Origin of the sequence: Pimelobacter simplex (assembly GCF_024662235.1) — a bacterium.
Lineage (GTDB): Bacteria > Actinomycetota > Actinomycetes > Propionibacteriales > Nocardioidaceae > Nocardioides.
This window is the reverse complement of sequence record NZ_CP096276.1, coordinates 2849428-2869097: the sequence shown is the minus strand read 5'-3', so window position 1 is coordinate 2869097 and position 19670 is coordinate 2849428. Positions and strand designations below refer to the sequence as shown.

Genomic DNA, 19670 nt, shown 5'->3' with positions numbered 1-19670 from the left:
GCTGCGCCCGTGCTGATCACGCTGACGAGCGTCTTCTGCCTGCTCGCCGTCGTCCGGGCGCTCGAGGGCGTGCACTTCTTCAGCGCGGTCGCCGAGGGGATCATCGGGCTGCTGCGCACCCGCCGCTCGCTGGTGCTCGGCCTGGTGCTGCTGACGCTCGTCGCGTCGATGATCATCACCAACGACATGGCGCTGCTGACCCTGCTGCCGCTCACCGCGGTCACGCTGCGCGCGACGGGCAACGACGACCTGCTGGCGTTCGTGTTCGTGATGGAGACCGTCGCGGCCAACCTCGGCGGGATGATCACGCCGTTCGGCAGCCCGCAGAACCTGTACCTCTACCAGTTCTACGCGCTCGGGATCGGCGACTTCCTGCGGATCATGGCGCTGCCGTTCGCCGTGTCGGCGGTGCTGGTCGTGCTGACCTGCCTGTTCGTCCGGCGTACCCGGCACGAGCCGGTGGTCTTCCCCCACGAGGTCGCCTGGCGCCCGGCCCTGCTGCACCTCGCGCTCTTCGCGCTCACCGTGGCGATCGTGCTGCGGATCGTGCCCTGGTGGGCCGGCGCGGTCGTCGTCGCGGTGCTGCTCGTCGTGGACCGGGCGGCCCTGGCCAAGGTGGACTACCTGCTGCTGGTGATCCTCGCGGGCTTCTTCGTCGTCGCCGAGGGCCTGTCCCGGGTGCCCGCCGTCGCCACCGCCCTCGGCGACCTGCTCGCCCACGACCCGCTCCTCGTCAGCACGTTCGCCAGCCAGGTGCTCTCGAACGTGCCGACCGCCGTACTGGCGGCCCCGTTCACGGACGCCCACGCGCAGCTGCTCATCGGGGTCAACATCGGCGGGGTCGGCACGATCATCGCGTCGCTGGCGAGCCTGATCACGCTGCGTCAGTACGCCGCGCTGCGGCCGGGGGAGTCGGGGGCGTTCCTGCGGCTGTTCACGGTGGTCAACGTGGGGTTCCTGGTGGTGCTGGTCGTGGTGATGCGGGGTGCGGTGGGGGTGGGCTGGGTCTAGGGAATCGGCGTTCTGCGCACGGTCGCGGCGGATCTGTTGACCTTGCGCGCAGGTCTGCTGAGTCTGGCGGCCAAGGAGGTGCCCCGATGCGCACTCGATCTCGGTTCGCAGGCCTCGTCGCAGCGGCGCTGCTCCCGGTCACCGCCGCCGCGATCCTCTCGACGCCGTCGGCCCGCGCGGACGACCCCGACCGGCCGCCCGATGCATCGGTCAGTGACGTTCCTGTGCGCAGCGCCCCACCGCTCGTGAGCATCGATACCGGTCGTCACGAGCGAGCCCGTGGTGCGGTTCTCTCGGAGGCCGCGCGGCAGGACCTGCGCACCGTGGCCGAGACGCAGGGCGTGCCCTACGACGAGCTCGCCGCTCGAAGCGCGGGGACGGACGAGTTCGACCTGGCGCTCCACGAGGCGGAGGTCCGCTACCCGCGCGCGGTGCTGGAGTCAGGGGTGGAGCCGACCGGGGGCTATTGGGTGGAGGCCGGCGCTGACGCCGACCTCGCCGCCGTGGCCGAGGTCTTCGGAGCGGTTCCGGCGCCTGTCACCGTCCATCGCCGGGTCGATGCGACCGACGAGGAGATCACCAGGGCACAAGAGCTGGTCTTCCTCGCCCTGGCCGATGCGCCGGTGACCACCGGGGTCGGGGTCGACTACGACGCCCACCGCGGGGTGCTGGAGGTGGACGTCGCGGTTCCGGACGTGATGCTCCGGGCGGCGGCCGAGACCGTTGCGGTGCAGGCCCTGCGGTCGGTTGCCGGGCTCGCGGTCGACGGGCGACTCCCGGTGCCGGTGGAGCTCACGACCAGGGTGGGTGTCGACGACGGGACGCTCAAGGGCAAGCGTGGTGGTCGTGCACTCCGGCTGGCGTCCAACGGCACCTTCGTGTGCACCGGCGGGTTCGTCGTGCGGAGGGGCGGCGACGTCGGCATCGTCACCGCGCGCCACTGTCCCAACGGGCTCACCTACAACAGCAACCCGATCCTGACCTTCGTGACGGGGGCATCGACCACGGCGACCGGTGGCGTGATCGACCTCCAGTTCCACCGGTTCGACCCCGGCATCGACGTCGACCCGTCCTTCCGGGCGTCGGGAACCACGTCTGCCGACGACCGCCCGGTGCGGACGGTGGCGAATGCCCCGGTCGGCAGCAGCGTGTGTGCTTGGGGTGCCGCCGGTGGCTATCACTGCACCTCCGTCGCTGAGGTGAACGTGTGCCGCAACGGGTTCGGGGACGGTGTCAACCGGTGCGGGCTCGACCGCGCGAGCTCGGAGATCACGGTGGCGGGTGACAGCGGTGGCCCCTGGTTCTTCAGCAACACGGCTCGAGGCACCCTGACCGGAGCGATCAACGGGCGCGACTACTTCACGCGCATCGGTAGGGTCGCCAACAACCTCGATGCGGAGGTCCTGCGGCCATGAGTCTCACCGTACGTCGACCGTCGATCCGCCGGTCGGTCCGCCGGTCGGTCCGCCGGTCGGTCCGCCGGTCGGTCCGCCGGTCGATCCGGAGGTCGATCGGTGGGGGTCTCGGTCTTGTCCTCGCGGCAGCGCTCTTCGTGGCGTGCTCGGGCCCTGGGGGGACCTCGGGCACCAGCGACTCCCAGGGCCCGGGAGCGGCGGAGAGCCCGTCGCCGCGGGCCGTCCGCCTCGTGACGACCGGTCGGTCGGCACCGGGCGGGTTCAAGGCGCGGTTGGCCGGCACGATCGGGCTCACCTCCGGCGGCTGCCTCAGCCTCGACGGGCGGCTGCTGGTCGCCCCCGAGGGGGCTGTCGTGCGGTCGGGTGTCGTGGAGATCCCCGGCTACGCGCCGTTCCGGATCGGGGACGAGGTCGTCCTCGAGGGCGGTGAGGCCGACCTCGGCGCCGACGAGGTCTCCGGTGGGGCGGCGTGCGCGCCCGATCGTGTGGAGGTCGTGCTGGTCGCCGCGCGCTAGCCCTGCCCCAACGCCCGCTGCAGGTGGCGCCAGCCCTCGTCACCCGGCACCGACACCCGCACCGCCCCCGGTACGCCGAGCGCCGAGCCCGGCCGTACGGCGATCCCCGCGGCGGCGAGCCGGCGGACCAGGCCGGGCTCGTCGGGGACGCGGACCAGGACGAAGTTGGTGTGGGAGGGCACGACGTCGTACCCGTGGCGGGTGAAGAGGTCGCTGACCCGGCGGCGCATGTCGATGGTGTGGACCCGGACGGCCTCGTGGTGGGTGCGGTCGCGGAGGGCGGCGAGGGCGGCGGCCTGGGCGAGGCGGTTGACCGAGAAGGGGGCGCGGATGCCGCTGAGGACGTCGATGACCGGGGTGGGGGCGAGGAGGTAGCCGACGCGGAGGCCGGCCAGGCCGAAGGCCTTGGAGAAGGTCCGGAGGACGGCGAGGCCGCCCTCGCGCAGGAGGGGGACGGCCGTGGCGGCGAGGGGGTCGGGGGCGAAGTCGATGTAGGCCTCGTCGACGACGACCAGGCCGGCGGGCGAGTGCTCGCGGAAGCGGCGGACGGCGTCGCGGGGGACCAGGGTGCCGGTCGGGTTGTGGGGGTTGACGACGTAGGCGAGGTCGGCGGGGACGGCGGCCATGGCGCTGAGGTCGTGGTGGTCCTCGGCGAGGGGGACCGAGACGACCGTGCCGCCGACGACCTGGGTGCTGATCTCGTCGACGCGGTAGGCGGGGTCGGCGCAGACGGCGGTGCCGCCGCCGGCGAGGAAGGCGAGGGCGAGCAGGAAGATCAGCTCGTCCGAGCCGTTGCCGACCAGCACCTGCTCCGTCGGTACGCCGTGGCGCGCGGCGATCTCCGCGCGCAGCTCGGTGGCAAGCGCGTCGGGGTAGCGGTGGGCCGAGCGGGCGGCGCGCACCACCGCGTCGACGACGTGGGGGCTGGCGCCGAGCGCGGACTCGTTGGACGACAGCGAGCCGGTGGCGGAGGGCGCGGCGGCGCCCGGGCGGTAGGGGGCGAGCCCGGACAGCCAGGGGCGGGCGGTGAGCTCGGTCATCGGGCCGCCTCCAGGTCCCGGCGCGCGCGGCGGGCGGTCTCGTAGAGCCGTCCGGCGCGGTAGGAGGAGCGCACGAGGGGGCCGGAGAGGACGCCGCTGAAGCCGATCTCGTCGGCCTCGGTGGCGAGCTCGACGAACTCCTCGGGCTTGACCCAGCGTTCGACGGGGTGGTGACGGGGGCTGGGGCGTAGGTACTGGGTGATGGTGATGAGCTCGCAGCCGGCGTCGTGGAGGTCGCGCAGGGCTTGGGAGACCTCCTCGCGGGTCTCGCCCATGCCGAGGATGAGGTTGGACTTGGTGACCAGTCCGAATGCCCGCGCCTGGGTGAGCACGTCGAGGGAGCGGTCGTAGCGGAAGGCGGGGCGGATGCGCTTGAAGATCCGGGGGACGGTCTCGACGTTGTGGGCGAGGACCTCGGGGCGGGACTCGAAGACCTGGGTGAGGAGGTCGGGGCGGCCGTTGAAGTCCGGGATGAGGTTCTCCACCCCGGTCTCGGGGTTGAGGTCGTGGATGGCGCGGACGGTCTCGGCGTAGAGCCAGGCGCCGCCGTCGGGCAGGTCGTCGCGGGCGACGCCGGTGATGGTGGCGTACTTCAGGCCCATGGTCTGCACGGACTCGGCGACCCGGCGGGGTTCGTCGCGATCCAGCGCGGCGGGGCGACCGGTGTCGATCTGGCAGAAGTCGCAGCGTCGGGTGCACTGGTCGCCGCCGATGAGGAAGGTCGCCTCGCGGTCCTCCCAGCACTCGAAGATGTTGGGACAGGCCGCCTCCTGGCAGACGGTGTGCAGGCCCTCGGCGCGGACCAGGTCGGTGAGCTCGCGGAAGGCGGGGCCGGTCCGGGCCCGGGTGCGGATCCAGGCGGGCTTGGGCTCCACCGGCACCTGCGCGTTGCGGACCTCCACGCGCAGGAGCCGGCGTCCCTCGGGGGAGGCGGTCATCAGGCAGCCGGCTCCTGCTCCAGGAGAGCGCGGAGCTCGCGGGCGTAGCGCCCGGCCTCGGCCCCGTCGATCACCCGGTGGTCGAAGGTGACGGTGAGGTTGAGCATCCGGCGTAAGGCGACCCCGCCCGAGACCGCGACCACCCGGTCGGTCGCGCGGTGCACGCCGATGATCGCGGTCTGCGGCGGGTTGATGAGCGGGGTGGCGAGCACGCCGCCGCTCTTGCCGGGGCTGGTGACGGTCACCGTGGCGCCGCTGATGTCGCGGGCGGCAAGGCGGCCGGCCCGCGCCCGCTCGGCGAGGTCCGCCACCTGGGCGGTGAGGTCCTCGGCCGAGTGGGCGAGCGGGTCGCGCAGCACCGGTACGACGAGCCCGCGCGGGGTGTCCACGGCGAACCCGACCGCCACGTCGTCGTACGCGAGGATCTCGTCGTCGACGACGTGCGCGTTGAACACGGGGTGCTCGGCCGCGAGCGCGGCGACCGCCCGGCAGACGTGGGCGAGGAGCAGGCGCATGTCGACACGGGTGACATCGCACTCCTCGACCACGTGTACGCCGGGGATCTGCGCGTGGGACTGGGCCATCCGGTGGGCGATCGCCTTGCGGATGCCGACCAGCGGCGTACGGGTGACCGTCGGGGTGCTCATGCCGGGCTGCTCTCCGCGAGCAGGCTGGCGTCGGACAGGCTGCCGCCCGAGAGCGCGGCGGAGCGCTGCTGGAGGTCGCGGGGCGTGATGCCGGTCAGCTGCTCGCCGCTCACGTCGACGACGACCTTGCCCTGGTGCATCATCAGCAGCCGGTCGGCGTGGTCGAGCGCGTGCTTCATGTCGTGGGTGACCATCATCGTGGTGATCTTCCGCTCGCGCACCAGCCGCTCGGTGGCGGAGTTGACCCGCGCCGCGCTGTTGGGGTCGAGCGCCGCGACGTGCTCGTCGAGGAGCATGAGCGCCGGCGAGCCGAGGCATGCCATGGCCACGGCGATGGCCTGGCGCTGACCGCCCGAGAGCGAGCCGGAGATGGCGCCGAGCCGGTCCTCCAGGCCCATGCCGAGGGGCTCGAGGAGCTCCTGGGCGGCGGCGCGCACCTTGCCCGGCGACGTACGGCGCAGCGGGAACCGCCCGCGTCGTCCGGCCAGGGCGAGCGCGAAGTTCTCCTCGATCGTCAGGTTGGAGACCATGTTGTCCTGCGGGTTCTGGCGCACCCGCGAGACCAGGCCGATCCGGCGCCACGACGGCAGCGTGGTGACGTCGCGGCCGCGGACGGTCACGTGCCCCTCGTCGGCCAGCAGGTTGCCGGCGACCATCGAGAGCATGGTCGACTTGCCGGCGCCGTTGGAGCCGATGATCGACACGAAGGTGCCGGCCGCCACCTCCAGGTTCAGGTCGTCGACGGCGGTGACGAGCTCGCGTCCGGGGGCGATGAACCGCTTGGTGCATCCCTCCAGGAGCAGGTCGGGGACGGAATCAGATGAAGCTGGCAACGCGGTCCTCCTCGTAGAACCTGGTACGAGCGATGCGCCGCTGGCGCCGTCCGCTCGTCGTGAGAGAGCTGAGCCAGCTGCGGCCCTGGCTGCGCACGGCGATCACGATCACCACGACAGCGGCGGTGAGCAGCTGGAGCAGGTTGGGGTCGAGCCCGATCTGCAGCGAGGCCGCGACCGCGAAGCGGTAGACGACGACGCCGGCGACGAGCGCGAGCACGATGGGCAGCACCCGGCTGGAGCGGGTGAAGCTGAGGCCGAGCATCATCCCGGCCAGGCCGATCACGATGACGCCGTTCTGGATGGTGACGTCCATGAAGCCCTGGTTGTGCACGACCAGGCCGCCCGAGAGCGCCGCGAAGGCGTTGGCGACGGCGAGGCCGACGGCCTGGCGCGACTCGGTACGGACGCCGAGCCCGCGCGCGGTCTGGATGTTCTGGCCGGACGCGATGAGCGAGAGGCCGTAGTCGGTGCGCAGGAACCAGAGCATCGCCACGCCGAGCAGCGCCGCGACGACGACGCCGGTGACGATCGTGCCCTGGCGGTAGGTCAGCCCGGCGTCCGCGGCCCAGGAGAACGCGGTGTCGGCGCCGAAGAGCGACACGTTGCCGGAGCTCATGATCACCAGGCACATCGAGTACGCCGCCGTGGCGACCAGGATGCTCGCCAGCAGCACATTGAGCCGCAGCGTCATGTGCAGGATCGCGGTGACCAGGCCGGTCGCGGCGCCGGCCAGCATGGCCAGGCCGAGCGCGACCAGCGGGTGGTGGCCGTGGACGGTGAGCACGGCGGCCGTGGAGCCCCCGACGCCGAAGGAGCCCTGCAGGGTGAGGTCGGGGAGGCTCATCACCCCCATCGCCAGGTAGATGCCGAGCACGAGCGGGACGTAGAGCAGTCCCACCTGCACGGCGATCTCGAACAGGTTCCAGATCATGGTGTGCCCTTCGTCAGTGGGTGGTGAGCGCGGCGTCGCGGATCTCGGCCGGGACGTCGATGCCGAGCTGCTCGAGCTTGGTGAGGTTGAGGTCGAAGCCGCCGGTCTCGGGGACGACGACCGCCGTCGTCGCGGGGTCGGCGCCGTCGAGCACCTCGAGGACGAGCTGGGCGACCGCCTGGCCGACGACCTCGTAGTCGTAGGAGGAGGAGATGACCGCGCCGGCCTCGACGGCCTCGCTGGTGCCGCCGAAGACCGGGATCTCGGCGTCGTCGGCGACCTTCATCAGGCCCTCGACCGCGCTGATCGTGGTGGTGTCGCCGGGGATCTCGATCGCGTCGACCTTGCCGACCAGGCTCTGCGCGGCCTGGGTGATGTCGGAGCCGTTGCTGATCGTCGCCTCGACGTACTCGATGCCGAGGTCGTCGAGGTGGGCGCGGACCTTGTCGGCCTGGGCGTCGCCGGCGGGGTCGCCGAGCTTCCAGATCAGGCCGACCTTGTCGAGCCCGGGGACGAGCTCGGTCATCGCGTCGATGTCCGGGACCGGGTCGATCACGTCGGCGACGCCGGTGACATTGCCGCCCGGCTCGTCCATGGACTTCACCAGCTTGGCCTCGACCGGCGTCGAGGACGCGGCGAAGACGATGGGGATGTCCTTGGACGCGGTCGCCATCAGCTGCGAGGCCGACGTACCGACGGGGACGATGAGGTCGCAGCCGCCGGAGATGAACTTCTGGGCCAGCGTCTGCTCGGTCGCGGCGTCGGCGTTGGGGTTCTGGATGTCGAGCTCCAACCCGTCGTCCGTCGCGCTCTTCAGGCCCTTCTTGATGCCGGTGAGGAGGTCGTCGATCACGGTGGCGGTGGCGTACTGGTCGATGCAGACCTTGGCGTCGGCGACCTCGGTGGCCCCGGCGGCGCCGTCGCCGCCGCAGGCGGTCAGCGTGGACAGCCCGAGGCCCGCGAGGGCGGACGCGGCGAGGGCGAGGTGGGTGCGCTTCACTGGGACTCCTTGGTGGTGGTGGGGACCCGAGAGGCGAGCTCCGCGGCGACCTGGTCGACGGCCGCGGCGAGGGCCGCGACGGTCTGGTCGACGTGGTGGCGCTCGAAGACGTAGGGCGGGCAGATGCCGAACCGGTCGCCGCGGTAGCCGTCGGCGTTGCCGCTGAACGACGGGTTGATGAGGACGCCGCGCTCCTGGCAGGCCCGGGCGATCCGCTTGCTGACGCCGGCCTCGTAGGGGAACGGCTCCTTGGTGGCGCGGTCGGCCACGATCTCGACGCCGACGAGCATGCCGAGGCCGCTCACCTCGCCGACCAGGGGGTGGTCGCCGATCGCCCGCTGTACCTCGGCGAGGAGGTAGGCGCCGACCTCGCCGGCCCGGGTCACGAGGTCGTGCTTCTCGATGTGGCGCAGGACGGCGAGCCCGACGGCGCACGAGAGCGGGTTGCCGCCGTAGGTGAAGCCGTGCTCGAACATGCCGCTCCCGTTGGCGACGGCGTCGTAGATCTCGTTGCGGGCGATGACCGCGCCCAAGGGGGAGTAGCCGCTGCTGATGCCCTTGCCGCAGGTGATGAGGTCGGGGACGACGCCGAAGTGCTCGATCGCGAAGTTGCGCCCGGTCCGGCCCATGCCGCTGAGCACCTCGTCGACGATCATCAGCACGTCGTACTTGTCGCAGATCTCGCGGACCCGCTCGAAGTAGCCGTCCGGTGGCACCATGCCCATCGCGGCCGCGCCGACGACCGGCTCGGCGATGAAGGCGGCGACGTGCTCGGGGCCCTCGTTGAGGATGACCCGCTCGACGTCGTCGGCGCACGAGAGCGTGCAGGCGTTGCTCTGGGCGCAGAACGTGCACCGGTAGCGGTACGGCGGCGCCGCGTGCGCGAACGGCAGGAGCATCGGCGCGTAGCCGGTCCGGCGCATCACGTGCCCGGTCGCCGACAGCGCGCCGAGCGTGTTGCCGTGGTAGCTGCGCCAGCGCCCGACGATCTTGTGCTTGGACGGCTTGCCCGACTCGACGAAGTAGTGCCGGGCGAGCTTGATCGCGGTCTCGTTGGCCTCGGAGCCGCCGGAGGTGAACCGGACGTAGTCCATGCCGTCGGGCGCGAAGTCGGCGAGCTCGCGGGCGAGCTGCTCCTGCGGCTCGCTGGTGAACTGGCCGCAGAAGCTCACCTTGGCGGCCTGGTCGGCCATCGCGTCGAGGACGTCCTGGACGCCGTAGCCGATGCTGATGACGATATTGCCGCCGGAGGAGGCGTCGAGGTACTCGTTGCCGTCGGCGTCCCACACGTGCACGCCGGAGGCGTGGCTGACCGCGGGTGCGGAGTGGACCAGGTCGCGGTGGAAGACCTGGCTGGCCGGTGAGGTGCTCATGCGGACACCGTTCCTCTCAGGGACGGGTGAAGGGAATGGGCGGCGTCCACGATGTCGGCGACGGACGGGACGAAGGCGGCCTCCAGGGACGCGGCGAAGGGCACCGGCGTCGCGGGCGGCTGGAGCAGCCGGACCGGGAAGCCGAGCCGGTCGCCGTCGCCGAGCAGGGCGGCGCAGAGGGCGGCGGCCGGACCGGAGCCCGGCCACGACTCCTCGACGACCAGGAGCGCGCCGGTCCGCTCGGCGCTGGCCCGGACCAGCGCGGTGTCGAGCGGGGCGAGGGAGCGCAGGTCGACGACCTCGGCCTCGATGCCGTCGGCGGCGAGGTCCTTGGCGGCGCGGACGGCGCGCTGGACCATCAGGCCGGAGGCGGCCACGGTCAGGTCGGCCCCCGGACGCCGTACGACGGCCGCGCCGAGCGGCACCTCCAGCGTGGGGTCCACCTCGGCCTTGGCGCCGTGGAGCAGGCTCATGTGCTCCAGCAGCACCACCGGATTGTCGTCGCGGATCGCGGCCCGGGTCAGGGAGTAGGCGTCCTGCGGCGTGGTCGGCATCGCGACCTTGAGCCCGGGGAAGGCCAGCAGCATGCCGACGCAGCTCTCGGCGTGACCGCGGTGCGGCCCGACGCCGCACTTGGCGCGGACGACGAGCGGCACGGTGACCTCGCCGCGGGTGCGGAAGGCGACCGCCGCACCCTCCAGACCCAGCGGGGTCATGGTCAGGGCGAGGAACTCGGCGAACATCAGGTCGACGATCGGCCGGCTGCCGGCCATCGCGGCCCCGACCGCCGTCCCGACCATGGCGGCCTCGGAGATGGGGGAGTCGATCACCCGGCCCTGGGCGCCGAACGCGTCCCACAGGCCCTTGGCCGACTGCATCGGCCCGCCGAAGACGCCGATGTCCTGGCCCATCAGGTAGACCGAGTCGTCCTCGGCCATCGCGTCGGCGATCGCGGCGACGATCGCCTCGCTCATGGTCATCCGGCTCATGACGCGCTCCTCAGGTCCTCGGCGTAGGGGCTGGTGGCGCGGACGAGGGCGGCATCGCTCGCGGCCTTGGCGGCGGCGACGATCGCGTCCATCCGCTCGTGCGCGGCGGCCGAGCGCGCCTCGGCTCCGGCGCGGTCGAGGATCCCGGTGGCGACCAGGTCGTCCTCGAGCCGGGCGATCGGGTCACGCTCGGCCCAGGCCGCGACCTCCTCGGGGCTCCGGTAGGTCTCGGGGTCGTTCATGTAGTGCCCGCCCATCCGGTAGGTCAGCGCGTGCACGAACGCGGGCCCGGCGCCGCTGCGGGCGTGGTCGACCGCCGCGGTGACGGCGGCACGCACGGCGCGCACGTCGTTGCCGTCGACGTCGCTGGCGGTGATGCCGAGCGCCCGGGCCCGGTCGGAGACCCGCTCGCCGGCCAGCGCGACCGACGAGGGGAGCGAGGTGGCGTACTGATTGTCCTGGCAGACGTAGACGATCGGCAGGGCGAGCATCGCGGCCAGGTTGAGCGACTCCGCGACGATGCCGCTGTTGGCGGTGCCGTCGCCGAAGCCGCAGACGGCGACCGCGCCGGGGCGGGTCCGGGACAGGTGCAGGGCCGCGCCGGTGGCGTAGGCGACCGACGTACCGAGCGAGCCGGAGAACATGCCGACCGCGTGCGTGCCGGGAGCCGGGCAGATGTCCCCGCGCCAGTGCCCGCCCGAGCCGCTCGCGTCGGTGCCGAAGACCCCGGCGGCGAGCGTCGCGGGGTCGGCGCCGCGGTGGAGCGCGACGGCGCAGGCGCCGCGGAAGTGCGGGGCGACGACGTCGTCGGCGCCCAGGTCGGCGAAGGCGCCGACGAAGACGGCCTCCTCGCCGCGGGCCTCGTGCCAGTGGCCGTTGTGCCGGCACATCGCCTGGTCGAAGGCGCGGGCCTCGACCATGGCCTCCCAGAGGCCGGTCTCGGTGAGGCTCATGCGGGGTCGCCGATCTCGGCGATGACCTGGCCGATCCGCACGGTGTCCTCGGGCTCGCCGTGCAGCGCGGTGACGACGCCGGCGACCGGGGCCTCGATCTCGAGGTTCACCTTGTCGGTCATCACCTCGGCGATCGGCTCGCCGGCGGCGACGGTGTCGCCCACGGCGCACAGCCAGGTCGCGAGGACGGCCTCCTCGACGCCGTCGCCCAGCTCTGTGATCGAGACGGAAGTGCTCACCGAAGTCCTTTCGGTCGGGGATAGGGGTTGCTAAAGTGGTGCTACCGCTTCGCAAAGTGGTACTACCAATTGAATGAATAGTGATCTGGCCCACGGCCGGATGTCAAGGGCCTCCGGCTACAGTCGCTGCGCCCCACCCAGGAAAGGCCGATGCCATGACGATCGAGAACGACGCCGGGTCCTCGCTCAGCGAGCTGTTCGCCGACGACCCGCTCTCCGTCGCGCTCGCCGAGCTGATCCAGGGGATCCAGCCGGGGGACCGGCTGCCGAGCGAGCGCGACCTCGCCGTCCGCCTCGACGTGAGCCGGACCGCGCTGCGCGACCGGCTCGGCATGCTCGAGGGGCTGGGGGTGCTGCGCCGTCGTACGGGGGCGGGGACGTTCGTCGAGACCCTGCGCCCCGACGCGCTCGCGTTCGCGCTCAACCTCGCGATCAGCAGCTCGCACCTGCCGCTGGCCTCGCTCGAGTCGGTCCGGATCGCCCTGGAGCGCCAGGCCGCGGCCGAGGCGGCCCGCCGGGCCGACCCGGTGCTCATCGCCTACATGAAGCGCGCGATCGACACCATGGCCGCGACTGAGCTGAGCGCCGACGTCCTGGTCGCCGACCGCGCGTTCCACCAGTCGCTGCTGCGCGCGGCCGGCAACCCGTCGCTGACCTTCTTCGCCGAGGCGCTGTCCAACGTGCTCACCAAGGACCTCGCCGAGCGCAGCGAGCGGCTGAGCCAGGAGCGGCTGAGCACCTCGCGCCAGGCCCTCCTGGTCGACCACCACACGCGGATCTACGACGCCATCGTCGCCGGCGACCCCGACGCGGCGATGCGCGCCGTCGACGAGCACTTCGACGCGATCGGCAACAGCTGAGGCGAGGCCCGGCGGTCCCGGATCGCTTGACATCGCGCGACGCCCGACGGCTACCGTGACGCATGGATCCCGGGACCGACATGCACGCCGCGGCGCTGCGCAGGCTGACGCGTTTCTCGGCCGGCTCGGCCGGGTGGTTGGGGCTGATCGCGATCGGCGGCGCCGGCTACCTGGCGACGCTGGGCACCAGCGACCGCGCGCAGGTGCGCCTCGTCGGGCTCGTGGTCGGGGCGGGCCTGGTGCTCGTCGCGCTGGGCTTCCTGGTCGCGCTCGTGGTCGCGTGGCGGCGGGACCTGCGCGCGGCCCCGCTCGTCGCCGGTGATCGTCCCGAGCTCGCGCAGGGCGGGGCGGCGATGTTCTCCGAGGGCTACGTCCCGTGGTGGGCGGTCCTGGCGGCGCTGACCGTCGGGGTGTTCGGGATCGTGGTCGTGCCGACCGCCGCGGACGGCGCGGTGTGGGGCTGGCTGACGCCGGTGCTCCTGGGCCTGGTCGCGATCAGCGTCGGTGTGTTCGTGCACTGGCGCGGCAACGAGTACGTCGGCGTGCACGCCGAGGGCGTCCGGATCGTCCGGCGCGGGCGGCTCGAGGCCGCACCCTGGTCACGGGTCCTGTACTTCGAGAGCGGGCAGGCCGGGATCGAGGGCCGGCCGGACCGGGCCGGTGTGAGCGGCGCGGTGGAGACCCGCATCGAGGAGGCGGCCGTCGCCGCCGGGCTCGCCACGTACGCCGAGCGGCTGCGCGCCGGCGACACGATCGACCTCGGCGCGGTGAGCCTCCAGGCGGACGTCCTGGTGCTGGAGGGAGAGCCCGTGCGGTGGGACCGGATCGACGCGGTCACCTACGAGCACGACGGCGAGAACAACTGGACCCACGTGGTGGTCCGGGTCCGGGGACGCCGGGGCCGGGTCAAGGTCCAGCAGTCGGGGATCGCCAACTTCCCGGTCTTCGCGGAGGCGCTCCGCGCCTCCACCGGGCTGCGGGTCTGACCCGCCGGGAGAATGAGCCGTGCGGACGCCCTCTCGCGAGGACGCCCGCACGGACGAGGAGCCGGTGGGCTCAGGCGTCGCCGCCCTCCTGGAGGACGCCGGCCGCGGCGGTCGGGTCGTCGATGCGGTAGCGCTCGACGGCCTCCTTGACCCGGGCCGGGTCGATCTCGCCGGCGTCGGCGAGCGCGGCGAGCGCCGCGACGACGACGGACGGGGCGTCGACCTGGAAGAAGCGCCTCGCGGCCGGACGGGTGTCGGCGAAGCCGAAGCCGTCGGCACCGAGCACCCGGTAGTCGGCCGGGACCCACTGCGCGATCTGCAGCGGGACGGCGGTCATGTAGTCCGAGACCGCGACCACGGGGGCCTGGGCGTGGGCACCCTCGCCCAGCGCCGTCGCGACGTACGGCGTGCGGTGGGCCTCGTCGGGGTGCAGGAGGTTCCACTTCTCGGTCGCGATGCCGTCGCGCGCGAGCTCGTTCCACGAGGTGACCGACCAGGTCTCGGCCTGGACGCCCCACTCGTCGGCGAGGATCTGCTGGGCCTCGGCGATCCACGGGAAGCCGACGCCGGAGGCGAGCAGCCGGACCCGCGGGCCCTCGGCGGGCGCCGACTCGGTGACCCGGTAGAGACCCTTGAGCAGGCCCGCGACGTCGAGGCCCTCGGGCTCGGCGGGCTGGGCGACGGGCTCGTTGTAGACGGTGAGGTAGAAGATCACGTCCTCGCCGCGCGGGTGCTCGGCGCTGGCGCCGTACATCCGCTCGAGGCCCGAGCGCATGATGTGCCCGACCTCGTAGCCGAACGCCGGGTCGTAGTGGACGACGGCCGGGTTGGTCGCCGCGATCAGCGGCGAGTGGCCGTCGGCGTGCTGCAGACCCTCACCCGTGAGCGTCGTCCGGCCGGCGGTGGCGCCGACCAGGAAGCCGCGGGAGAGCTGGTCGGCCATCGCCCAGATCGAGTCGCCGGTGCGCTGGAAGCCGAACATCGAGTAGAAGATGTAGAACGGGATCATCGGCTCGCCGTGGGTCGTGTACGACGACCCGGCCGCGATCGCGGAGGCCATCGCGCCGGCCTCGGAGATGCCCTCGTGGAGCATCTGGCCCTGTGCGGACATCTTGTACTGCAGCAGCATGTTGCGGTCGACGGACTCGAACTGCTGGCCGTGCGGGTCGTAGACCTTGGCCGAGGGGAACATCGCGTCCATGCCGAACGTGCGGTACTCGTCGGGCGCGATCGGGACGATCCGCTTGCCGATGCCGGGGTCCTTCATCCAGTCCTTGAGCAGCCGGACCGCGGCCATGGTCGTGGCGACCTTGTGGTTGCCGGCACCCTTCTTGAGCTCGGCGTAGGTGCTGTCGCCGGGCAGGGTCAGCATCGTCGAGCGGTCGACGCGCTGGGGGAGCGAGCCGCCGAGCTGGCGCCGCCGCTCCATCATGTACTCGATCTCCGGCGAGTCCGCGCCCGGGTGGAAGAACGGCGCCGCGCCCGTGGCGTCGTACGCCGTCTCGAGGTCGCGGTCGCTGATCGGCAGGTAGAGCCGGTCGCGGAACTTCTTCAGGTCGTCCTGGGTCAGCTTCTTCATCTGGTGGGTGGCGTTCTTGCCCTCGAGGGCGTCGATCGTCCAGCCCTTGACGGTGTGCGCCAGGATCACGGTCGGCTGCCCGACGTGCTTGGTCGCGGCGTCGAACGCGGCGTAGACCTTGCGGTAGTCGTGGCCGCCGCGGGGCAGCTTCTCGATCTGCCGGTCGCTCATGTGCTCGACCATCGCCCGCAGCCGCGGGTCCGGGCCGAAGAAGTGCTCGCGGGTGTAGGCGCCGTCCTCGACCGAGAAGGTCTGGAACGCGCCGTCGGGGGTGGAGTTCATCTGGTTGACGAGCACGCCGTCGACGTCGCGGGCGAGCAGGGCGTCCCACTCACGGCCCCAGACGACCTTGATGACGTTCCAGCCGGCGCCGCGGAAGTTGGCCTCGAGCTCCTGGATGATCTTGCCGTTGCCCGTGACCGGGCCGTCGAGCTGCTGCAGGTTGCAGTTGATCACCCAGGTGAGGTTGTCGAGCTCCTCGCGGGCCGCGATCCGGATCGCGCCGAGCGACTCGGGCTCGGCCATCTCGCCGTCGCCCAGGAACGCCCAGACGTGCTGCGCGGCGGTGTCCTTGATGCCGCGGTTGTGCAGGTAGCGGTTGAACCGCGCCTGGTAGATCGAGTTGATGCCGGTCAGGCCCATCGAGACCGTCGGGAACTCCCAGAAGTCCGGCATCAGCCGCGGGTGCGGGTACGACGACAGGCCGGCGCCCTTGCCGTGCTGGACCTCCTGGCGAAAGCGGAACAGCTGCTCCTCGGAGAGCCGGCCCTCGAGGTAGGCCCGGGCGTAGATGCCGGGGGAGGCGTGGCCCTGGATGAAGATCTGGTCGCCGCCGCCGGGGTGCTCCTTGCCACGGAAGAAGTGGTTGAAGCCGACCTCGTAGAGGCTGGCGCTCGACTGGTAGGTGGCGATGTGCCCGCCGACCTCGAGTCCCTTGCGGTTGGCGCTGGAGACCATCACCGCGGCGTTCCAGCGGATGAACGCCCGGATCCGGCGCTCGACGTCCTCGTCGCCGGGGAACCACGGCTCGCGCTCGGGCGGGATCGTGTTGATGTAGTCCGTGCTGCGCAGCGCCGGGACGCCGACCTGGGCCTCCCGGGCCCGCTCCAGCAGGCGCAGCATCACGTAGCGGGCGCGCTCGCGGCCGCGCTCGTCGATGAGCGCGTTGAACGAGTCGATCCAGTCCTGGGTCTCGTCCGGGTCGATGTCGGGAAGCTGGGTGGGCAGGCCCTCATGGATGACCGAGGGTGCCGAACCTGCGCGGGCGGCCGGGGTGGGGCCACCGGAGTTCGTGTCGGAGGTCACGCTGCCCATCGTTGCACCTCGCTCCAGGGCTGAAAATCTACCCATGAGTACGGTCGCGGAGAGGGCTCGGAGTGCCAGAGGGTTGCGCCTGGGTACCTGACTCCGCTGGACTACTCCCCAACCCGCACGTTCGCGGGACCGTCGTCGTACCCCGAACCACTGGAGGACTCACCGTGACTTCGACCGCCCCTGGCGGCACCACCCCGACCGGACCCGCCGAGCGGATGGGCCTCAAGCCGGGCATGGTGGTCCAGGAACTCGGCTGGGACAACGACACCGACGACGCCTTGCGGGTCGCGCTCGAGGACGCGATCGACGGGGACATGGTCGACGGTGACTACGGCAATGTCGTCGACGCCGTGCTGCTCTGGTGGCGCGAGGACGACGGCGACCTGGTCGACGGACTCGTCGACGCGCTGACCGACCTGGTCGGCGGCGGGGTCATCTGGCTGCTCACGCCCAAGATCGGGCGACCCGGGGCGGTCGACGCCGCGGACATCGCCGAGGCGGCTCCGGTCGCCGGCCTGGCCCAGACCACCGCGGCCACGGTCAGCAAGGACTGGGCGGCGACCCGGCTGGTCGCCCCGAAGTCGATCGCCTGACCCCCTCTAGACTGAACTCATGAGTAACATCGCCGATCGGGTCACCGGCAAGGTCAAGGACGCCAGGACGAGCCTGAAGATCCTCACCGAGTCGGGGATCGTCCGGCCCTACTCGCCGCAGGTCCTGGCCGGCATGGCCAACGCCCTGCGGCAGTGGAGCACCACGCCCGCGGGCGGCTTCAAGACGATCGCGCTGCGGATGCCCGAGCAGACGGCGATCATCGACGAGCGCGGTGCGCTGACCTTCGGCGAGCTCCAGGCGCGGACCAACGCGCTGGCCCACGGGCTGCGTGCCCGGGGCGTCGCGCCCGGCGACGGGGTCGCGGTGATGTGCCGCAACCACCGCGGGTTCATCGAGGCGTCGATCGCGATCAGCAAGCTGGGCGCCGACGTGCTCTACCTCAACACCGCGTTCGCCGGCCCGCAGCTGGCCGACGTGCTGACCCGGGAGAAGCCGCGCGTGGTCATCCACGACGAGGAGTTCACCGGGCTGCTCGCCGGGGCCGACATCGCCGACCGGGTGCTCGGCTGGACCGACGGCGAGGCGGGGGCCGACAGCCTCGAGGGGATCATCGGCGCCGGGCTCGCGGCCGGGCGCACCGACGACCTCGCGCCGCCGTCCGCCAAGGGCCGCACGATCATCCTGACCTCGGGCACCACCGGTACCCCCAAGGGCGCGCCCCGCCCCCAGGGCGGCCTGCCCGCGGCGATCTCGCTGCTGTCCCGGATGCCGCTGCGCAGCGGCTGGCGCTGCCACGTCGCGGCGCCGCTGTTCCACACCTGGGGCTTCGCGCACTACCAGCTCTCGATGATGCTCGGCACCACGCTCGTGCTGACCCGCAAGTTCGACCCCGAGGACGCGCTGCGCCTGCTGCGCGACGAGCAGTGCGACTCCTTCGCGGTCATCCCGGTGATGCTCCAGCGCATCCTGGCGCTGCCCGCCGAGACCCTCGACCGCTACCCGCTGCCGCAGCTCAAGGCGGTCGCCTCGTCCGGCTCCGCGCTGCCCGGCGACCTGCCGACCCAGTGGATGGACCGCTACGGCGAGAACCTCTACTCGATCTACGGCTCGACCGAGGTCGCCTGGGCCTCGATCGCCTCGCCCGACGACCTGCGCAAGGCGCCCGGCACCGCCGGCCGGCTCCCGCACCAGACCGTCGTCCGGATCCTCGACGGCGAGGGCCGCGAGGTGCCGCGGGGCGAGTCCGGGCGGATCTTCGTCGGCAACAGCCTCCAGATCGAGGGCTACACCGGCGGAGGCGGCAAGGAGATGGTCGACGGCCTGATGTCCTCGGGCGACGTGGGCCGCTTCGACGCCGAGGGCCGCCTCTACGTCGAGGGCCGCGACGACGAGATGATCGTCTCCGGCGGCGAGAACGTCTTCCCCAAGGAGGTCGAGGACTGCCTGGCCGGTCACGAGCGGGTCGCCGAGGTCGCCGCGATCGGGGTCGACGACCCCGACTTCGGCAAGCGCCTGCGCGCCTTCGTGGTCCGCGTGCCCGACGCCGACCCGGTCTCCGCCGACGAGCTGAAGGACCTGGTGAAGCAGAACCTGGCCCGCTACAAGGTGCCGCGCGAGATCGTGTTCCTCGACGAGCTGCCCCGCAACGCGACCGGCAAGGTCCTCAAGCGCGAGCTCGCCGCGATCGAGCCTGCCGAGTGAGGCCCGACGCGGCAGGACCGGCCACCAGCGCGCTGGGCATCGAGCTCGGCGGCCCGGCCCCCGACTTCACCCTGCGCGACCAGTTCGGGCAGGACACCACGCTGTCGTCGTACCGGGGGGTCAAGGCGGTCGCCCTGGTCTTCTACCCGTTCGCGTTCAGCGGCGTGTGCACCGGTGAGATGAACGCCTTCCGGACCCGCCTCGACGAGTTCCTCACCTTCGACACCGAGGTGCTCGCGATCTCCTGCGACCCGGTCTACGCGCTGCGGGCGTTCAGCGACGCCGACGGGCTCAACTTCCCGCTGCTCAGCGACTTCTGGCCGCACGGCGAGGTGGCCCGGGCCTACGGGGTCTTCGACGAGCGGGGCGGGTCGGCCGAGCGGTCGTCGTACGTCGTTGACAAGGCGGGGCGGCTCAGCTGGGCCGTGCACCACCCCAAGCCCGCCGCACGCAGCGCCGACGAGCTCCTCGAGGCGCTCCGCGCGGCCGCGGGATAGGCCGGTCGGGTAGGTCGTCTAGTTCTTTCGGATCATTTTTGGCCCAAATCCCCGGGAACGGTTGGACGGGCCGGGGGTGGCCGGTAATGTTCCTGTTGTCGAACCGCTGGTGACCCGAGACGCCAGCGGTTCGGCTCATTTTTGACGCTTTCTCCTGAGTGCGCCTCGTTTCGGTGCCCGGAGCAGGCTTCGGTACGCTGTCCCGGCTTCTGGGGCGCATAGCTCAGCGGTAGAGCTCCTCGCTTACAACGAGGCGGTCACAGGTTCGATCCCTGTTGCGCCCACCACCCC

General features: G+C 72.1%; 19 protein-coding genes and 1 tRNA gene. 9 read left to right on the top strand and 11 right to left on the bottom strand.

Annotated elements, in window-relative coordinates:
- Window positions 1-9 precede the first annotated feature (9 nt).
- From M0M48_RS14100 to M0M48_RS14090, 3 genes are all read left to right on the top strand, one after another.
- A complete protein-coding gene (locus M0M48_RS14100; RefSeq protein WP_257751632.1) occupies window positions 10-1011 on the top strand; it encodes an SLC13 family permease in 1002 nt (333 codons plus the stop codon).
- Window positions 1012-1097: 86 nt separating this feature from the next.
- Window positions 1098-2426, top strand: coding sequence for a S1 family peptidase (locus tag M0M48_RS14095; protein WP_257751631.1), 1329 nt, complete (start codon window positions 1098-1100; stop codon window positions 2424-2426).
- 230 nt (window positions 2427-2656) lie between these two features.
- Window positions 2657-2941 carry a hypothetical protein gene (locus M0M48_RS14090; protein WP_257751630.1) on the top strand — a complete coding sequence of 95 codons (285 nt, stop codon included), beginning with the start codon at window positions 2657-2659 and terminating at the stop codon, window positions 2939-2941.
- On the opposite strand, the gene M0M48_RS14085 is transcribed toward M0M48_RS14090, so the two are convergent.
- The 10 genes from M0M48_RS14085 to M0M48_RS14040 are packed head-to-tail and all read right to left on the bottom strand — an operon-like array spanning window position 2938 to window position 11887.
- Window positions 2938-3981 (bottom strand): pyridoxal phosphate-dependent aminotransferase, encoded by a 1044-nt coding sequence (locus tag M0M48_RS14085; protein WP_257751629.1) that lies wholly within the window; start codon window positions 3979-3981, stop codon window positions 2938-2940. The two genes, M0M48_RS14090 and M0M48_RS14085, sit on opposite strands and share 4 nt — an antisense overlap.
- The gene (gene lipA, locus M0M48_RS14080; RefSeq protein ID WP_257751628.1) at window positions 3978-4919 is read right to left on the bottom strand and encodes a lipoyl synthase; all 942 of its coding nucleotides are present in this window, start codon (window positions 4917-4919) and stop codon (window positions 3978-3980) included. Before lipA ends, M0M48_RS14085 begins: the two co-directional genes overlap by 4 nt.
- Window positions 4919-5566, bottom strand: a complete 648-nt coding sequence (locus M0M48_RS14075; RefSeq protein WP_257751627.1) for a 2-oxo acid dehydrogenase subunit E2 — start codon at window positions 5564-5566, stop codon at window positions 4919-4921. The genes lipA and M0M48_RS14075 overlap by 1 nt, the downstream gene beginning before the upstream one ends.
- Complete coding sequence (locus M0M48_RS14070) at window positions 5563-6399, bottom strand: ABC transporter ATP-binding protein (protein WP_257751626.1); 837 nt, start codon at window positions 6397-6399, stop codon at window positions 5563-5565. Before M0M48_RS14070 ends, M0M48_RS14075 begins: the two co-directional genes overlap by 4 nt.
- Window positions 6383-7333, bottom strand: coding sequence for an ABC transporter permease (locus M0M48_RS14065; RefSeq protein ID WP_215817054.1), 951 nt, complete (start codon window positions 7331-7333; stop codon window positions 6383-6385). The genes M0M48_RS14070 and M0M48_RS14065 overlap by 17 nt, the downstream gene beginning before the upstream one ends.
- Window positions 7334-7346: 13 nt before the next feature.
- Complete coding sequence (locus tag M0M48_RS14060) at window positions 7347-8333, bottom strand: ABC transporter substrate-binding protein (protein WP_257751625.1); 987 nt, start codon at window positions 8331-8333, stop codon at window positions 7347-7349.
- Window positions 8330-9706: an aminotransferase family protein gene (locus M0M48_RS14055; RefSeq protein WP_257751624.1), complete on the bottom strand. Its 1377-nt coding sequence runs from the start codon at window positions 9704-9706 to the stop codon at window positions 8330-8332. Before M0M48_RS14055 ends, M0M48_RS14060 begins: the two co-directional genes overlap by 4 nt.
- Entirely contained in the window at window positions 9703-10695 is a 993-nt protein-coding gene (locus M0M48_RS14050; RefSeq protein WP_215817051.1) for an alpha-ketoacid dehydrogenase subunit beta, read from the bottom strand. Before M0M48_RS14050 ends, M0M48_RS14055 begins: the two co-directional genes overlap by 4 nt.
- The gene (locus tag M0M48_RS14045) at window positions 10692-11648 is read right to left on the bottom strand and encodes a thiamine pyrophosphate-dependent dehydrogenase E1 component subunit alpha (RefSeq protein WP_257751623.1); all 957 of its coding nucleotides are present in this window, start codon (window positions 11646-11648) and stop codon (window positions 10692-10694) included. Before M0M48_RS14045 ends, M0M48_RS14050 begins: the two co-directional genes overlap by 4 nt.
- A complete protein-coding gene (locus tag M0M48_RS14040; protein ID WP_215817049.1) occupies window positions 11645-11887 on the bottom strand; it encodes a biotin/lipoyl-containing protein in 243 nt (80 codons plus the stop codon). Before M0M48_RS14040 ends, M0M48_RS14045 begins: the two co-directional genes overlap by 4 nt.
- A gap of 155 nt (window positions 11888-12042) precedes the next feature.
- Here M0M48_RS14040 and M0M48_RS14035 point away from each other — a divergent pair, with 155 nt between their 5' ends.
- Both M0M48_RS14035 and M0M48_RS14030 read left to right on the top strand, forming a co-directional pair.
- On the top strand, window positions 12043-12747 hold the full coding sequence (locus tag M0M48_RS14035; protein ID WP_215817048.1) for a FadR/GntR family transcriptional regulator: 705 nt from the start codon (window positions 12043-12045) through the stop codon (window positions 12745-12747).
- 62 nt (window positions 12748-12809) lie between these two features.
- Window positions 12810-13733: a hypothetical protein gene (locus tag M0M48_RS14030; protein ID WP_257751622.1), complete on the top strand. Its 924-nt coding sequence runs from the start codon at window positions 12810-12812 to the stop codon at window positions 13731-13733.
- 70 nt (window positions 13734-13803) lie between these two features.
- Here the strand turns inward: M0M48_RS14030 and aceE are convergent, their stop codons facing one another.
- Window positions 13804-16551, bottom strand: coding sequence for a pyruvate dehydrogenase (acetyl-transferring), homodimeric type (aceE, locus tag M0M48_RS14025; protein WP_445323410.1), 2748 nt, complete (start codon window positions 16549-16551; stop codon window positions 13804-13806).
- A gap of 239 nt (window positions 16552-16790) precedes the next feature.
- Here aceE and M0M48_RS14020 point away from each other — a divergent pair, with 239 nt between their 5' ends.
- From M0M48_RS14020 to M0M48_RS14005, 4 genes are all read left to right on the top strand, one after another.
- The gene (locus M0M48_RS14020) at window positions 16791-17219 is read left to right on the top strand and encodes a DUF3052 domain-containing protein (RefSeq protein WP_038679966.1); all 429 of its coding nucleotides are present in this window, start codon (window positions 16791-16793) and stop codon (window positions 17217-17219) included.
- A gap of 19 nt (window positions 17220-17238) precedes the next feature.
- Window positions 17239-18882 carry an AMP-binding protein gene (locus tag M0M48_RS14015; RefSeq protein ID WP_257751620.1) on the top strand — a complete coding sequence of 548 codons (1644 nt, stop codon included), beginning with the start codon at window positions 17239-17241 and terminating at the stop codon, window positions 18880-18882.
- On the top strand, window positions 18879-19379 hold the full coding sequence (locus M0M48_RS14010; RefSeq protein ID WP_257751619.1) for a peroxiredoxin: 501 nt from the start codon (window positions 18879-18881) through the stop codon (window positions 19377-19379). Before M0M48_RS14015 ends, M0M48_RS14010 begins: the two co-directional genes overlap by 4 nt.
- 212 nt (window positions 19380-19591) lie before the next feature.
- Window positions 19592-19666 (top strand) — tRNA-Val (locus M0M48_RS14005).
- The last annotated feature ends 4 nt before the right edge of the window (window positions 19667-19670 follow it).